At 69.6% G+C, this 3839-nt stretch carries 4 protein-coding genes; 2 read left to right on the plus strand and 2 right to left on the minus strand.

All coding sequences use genetic code 11. The features are described 5' to 3' along the window. Positions 1–605, plus strand: a 605-nt coding sequence (locus Air01nite_RS40670; RefSeq protein WP_203708859.1) for a class I SAM-dependent methyltransferase, incomplete at its 5' end; no start/stop codon positions are given. Positions 606–717: 112 nt separating this feature from the next. Beyond that, positions 718–1536 (plus strand): alpha/beta fold hydrolase, encoded by an 819-nt coding sequence (locus Air01nite_RS40675; RefSeq protein ID WP_203708860.1) that lies wholly within the window; start codon positions 718–720, stop codon positions 1534–1536. Here the strand turns inward: Air01nite_RS40675 and Air01nite_RS40680 are convergent. After that, complete coding sequence (locus Air01nite_RS40680) at positions 1508–3223, minus strand: methyltransferase (RefSeq protein ID WP_203708862.1); 1716 nt, start codon at positions 3221–3223, stop codon at positions 1508–1510. The genes Air01nite_RS40675 and Air01nite_RS40680 overlap by 29 nt on opposite strands. Next, a partial coding sequence (locus Air01nite_RS40685; RefSeq protein ID WP_203708864.1) for a beta-hydroxydecanoyl-ACP dehydratase occupies positions 3220–3839 on the minus strand: 620 nt, incomplete at its 5' end. The genes Air01nite_RS40685 and Air01nite_RS40680, both read right to left, overlap by 4 nt.

Genomic DNA, 3839 nt, shown 5'->3' on the forward strand with positions numbered 1-3839 from the left:
AAGCGGCCCACCGGGCGTTCCTCGACCGGTACTACCGGGTGACGCATCACGTGTACGACGTGTCGCGGAAGTACTTCCTGTTCGGCCGGGACGGCGTGCTCGACCGCCTGCTCGCGAGCGAATGGACGACGCTCGTCGAGATCGGCCCGGGCACCGGACGCAACCTCGTCCGGCTGCACCGCCGGCGACCGCGGGCGACGCTGGGCGGGCTGGAGGCGAGCGACGTCATGCGCGCGCACGCCGGGCGCCGCTGCCCCTGGGCGCGGATCGACGCCGGCTTCGCCGAGGACGCGGACATCGGCGCCGTCCTCGGCGTGCGACCGCAGCGGATCCTCATGTCGTACTCACTCTCGATGTTCACGGACAAGGACCGCGCGATCGACAACGCGCGCCGGCACCTCGCCCCCGGCGGCGAGCTGTGGGTCGTCGACTTCGCGGACCTCGCGGGACTGCCAGCCCTGCCCCGACGCGCGATGCGGTCGTTCCTCTCGGCGTTCCACGTCGAAGCGGTGCCGGACGACCTGCCGCACCGCCACGGCGCGAGCCACGTCGACCACGGACCCTTCCGCTACTTCGTCGTCGCCCGGTTCGGTGGCGCCGAGTGACCCCCCGGGTGCACCGCAGCGGGATGCGGCCAGTGCAGGCGTTCCTCTCCGCGTTCCACGTCGAGCATGGACCCTTCCGCTATTTCCTCGTCGCACGGTTCGGTGACGCGGCATGACCCCGCTTTCGCGCCGCTTTGTGGACCGTGACGGGGTGCGGCTGTCGTATCAGGTTGCCGGAGGAGGGGACCGGGCGCTTGTGTTGATGGCCGGTTACGGGCGGTCCGGGAGCAGTTGGATCCCCTGGCTCGAGCGAGTGGGCGCCCTGCCGTTTCGTGTCGTGCTCGTCGACCACCGTGGCACGGGTGAGTCTGGCCGCTCGTTGCGGCCCTACACGCTGGCCGCGCTGGCCGATGACGCGGCCGCCGTCGTTCGCGATGCTGGCGGGGACGCGGCGGCGATCGCGGTGGGCGAGTCGATGGGCGGGATGGTCGCGCAGCACCTCGCCCTGCGGCACCCCAGAGAGGTCGCCGGGCTCGTGCTGTCGGCCAGCTCCGCCCGCGGCGACGGCGTGTCGCCTGCGTTTCTACGCTCCCTGCCCCTCACCGTCGCCGCCGCGATCTCGAAAGACGTCCGCGTGTGGGCGAGGTGCGACCACCTGCTCGTCCACGCGAAGGGCCAGGCGCACGAGCTGCTGTCCCCGCTGCGGCAGATCCAGCGGACGGAGCCCTACTCGCGGCTCAACTCGCTCCTGCAGGCGGCGGCGATGTCGGTCCATCGGACGGCCGGGCGGCTGGGCGAGGTCCGTGTGCCGGTCGAGGTGATCGTCGGCGCCCGCGATCGCGTCCTCTCGCCGCGTAGCTCACGCGTGCTGGCCGAAGCCCTTCCGCACGCGCGGCTGACGGTCCTCGCGGATACCGGTCACGCGATTCCCTTCGAACGGCCGATGGAGCTCTGGAAAGCCGTCATGCGAGTCCACGATCAACTGACGTGAGTGGGGTCCGGAAGAACGCCGCCCGGCACAGGAGTGGCACGAGCAGCACCGTGTGGAGCACGAACTGCCCGACGGCGCCGCGTCCGCGTTGGTAGGAGCTCATGTAGGTCCGCTCGCGGAACACGATGTGCGACAGGTCCTGCGCCAAGGTGCCGAACACGATCAGGCCCGCGGAGAGCCACCAGGTCAATGCCGGAAGGCTGAGGTACGCGGCGAGCACGACGCCCGTGTAGAGAATCGATGCCAGCGCGGTCTGATCCGGTGTCGTGTAGGCGCAGAACAACGCGTAGAGGGCCGCCGCGAACGCGACCGCCACCGCCGGTGTGGCGCCGAGTGCGAGTGCCGCCGCGCCGACGAGGCCGAACACCCCGAGCAGGCCCAGCCCGGTGGTGACCAGGTGGACGACCACGTTGCCCGTGCGCTGGTGGAAGCGGGCGAAGTCGCGGAACGTCTCTTCGAAGCGGTACGTGTCGCCTAAATGCCGGTTCGCCACCTCCTGGCACAGGACGATCGCGTAGCAGACCACATGCCCGAGCAGGAGCGGCCACCACGCCGCGCGGAACGGGGTGTGCAGCGCGAGCCCGGCGAAGCCGACCATCTTGCCGACGATCATGGGATGCGGGATGACCCCGTACGGGAAGCCCGAGACCTTGCCCGTCGGAGCGATGCCGAACTCCGCGCCGAAGTACGTGCGGTCGGATCCCAACCGGAGGAACGCAAGGCCCGACAGCCCGAAACCCAGGGCCGCGACCACCAGGGACGGCACGTCGAGACCCGTCCGCCCGTACTGGTAGAACAACGTGCCGAGCGCGAGAAGCTGGAAGAACGTCGCGTCACGCGCGAACTTGCCGGGCTCGACCGCGCGGAACAGGTGCGCGACCAGGTAAAGGACATAGTGGACGAAGCTGAAGACGTAGACCCGCTCCACCGGATGCCCTGACGTCACGCCCCAGAAGAGGAGCACGACGAGCAGGTTCAGCAGGCCGACGTACCGCAGGAAAAGCGGATAGAGGAACGTGCCGACGTTGACGACGGCGCCGAGGAACCTGCCGATCGCCGACTGTGGATTCTTGCTCGCGAGGAACAACTGCCGGGCACGCCGGTTGTACGTCTCGTTCCAGCCCGCGAAGAGCCCATGAAACGGCGAGAGCCACCGGGGTGCGACGGCGTAGTGCACCTTGAGGCAGATGCGGCTGTCTTCGAGGAGGTCGTCGCCGGTCTTGGTGATGTGATGGATGTCCCGGTTGTAGTCGAACCAACAGAACTGCCCTGTGCGCAGAGTGTTCGCGCGCCTGTCCGCCGCGAAGATCGTGGCGACGCGGTCGTTTCCCCGGACGACGACCAGGCACCGCAGGAGCGTCATGAACGGTAGCACGCCGAACGGCCCGTCGATGTGGTGCTGGAGAAAGGCGTTGTCCGAACCCTTGGCGCCCATGTTCGAGACGTAGACCTCGTTCATCCCGTCTACATTGTGGACGGTGCTTCCGGGGAAGGCCGCGAGGATGCTCGCCCGGATCGCGGGCGAGTCCTTGAGCGCCGCGAACGCCGCACGCTCGTCCGGCGGAAGCTCGGCCTCCCAGGCGTGGTAGGTCTCGCGCCGGTCCAGCTCCTGCCGGTCCACGAAGCCCAGCATGGTCTCGAGGTGGCCGGCGTGTGACTCCTCGACGGAACCGATCCCGGGCTTCATGCGACCATCCTCGCCCCGAGCCGGGCGATGCGGTAGATCCGGCGACCGTCGATCCAGAGCCAGGCGGTCGCGAACACGGTCCGGTCGCGGACCTCGAGGATCTCCAGCTCCACGGTGATCAGGCGGTCGGTGGGCACGACCTGGCCGCGATAGGTCCACGTCAACGGCTGGTCAAGGGCGACGGGTTCGAAGCGCGCACCGCCGATGCCCCGCTCGACCATGTACCACTGGAGCAGCTGGCAGGCCGCCTCGACGCCGAGGGAGCCGGGCATGACCGGGTCCTGGAAGAAGTGGGCCTTGAAGAACCACTCGTCGGGGTCGACGTCCTTCTCGGCGCGCAGCCGTCCGAGGCCGGCGGCCCCGCCCTCGGGCCAGTAGCCGGTGATCCGGTCGAGCATCATCAGCATGGGTCCGGCCTGGCGGGCGGGGCCGGAGCGATGCAGCGCGGCGGGTGCGGACGGTTCGGTCAGCCGCGACAGCTCGGCGGGCGACGGTGGCAGGCCGGGCTGTTGCGCGAAGGCCGTGGTGAGGAAGTACCCGAACACGGCCGTGCCGCGCAGCAGCGGCTCCCCGTCGGCGTGGCACTCGATCCGGAACGTCTCGATGATCATCCCGG

Origin of the sequence: Asanoa iriomotensis (assembly GCF_016862515.1) — a bacterium.
Classification (GTDB): Bacteria; Actinomycetota; Actinomycetes; order Mycobacteriales; family Micromonosporaceae; genus Asanoa; species Asanoa iriomotensis.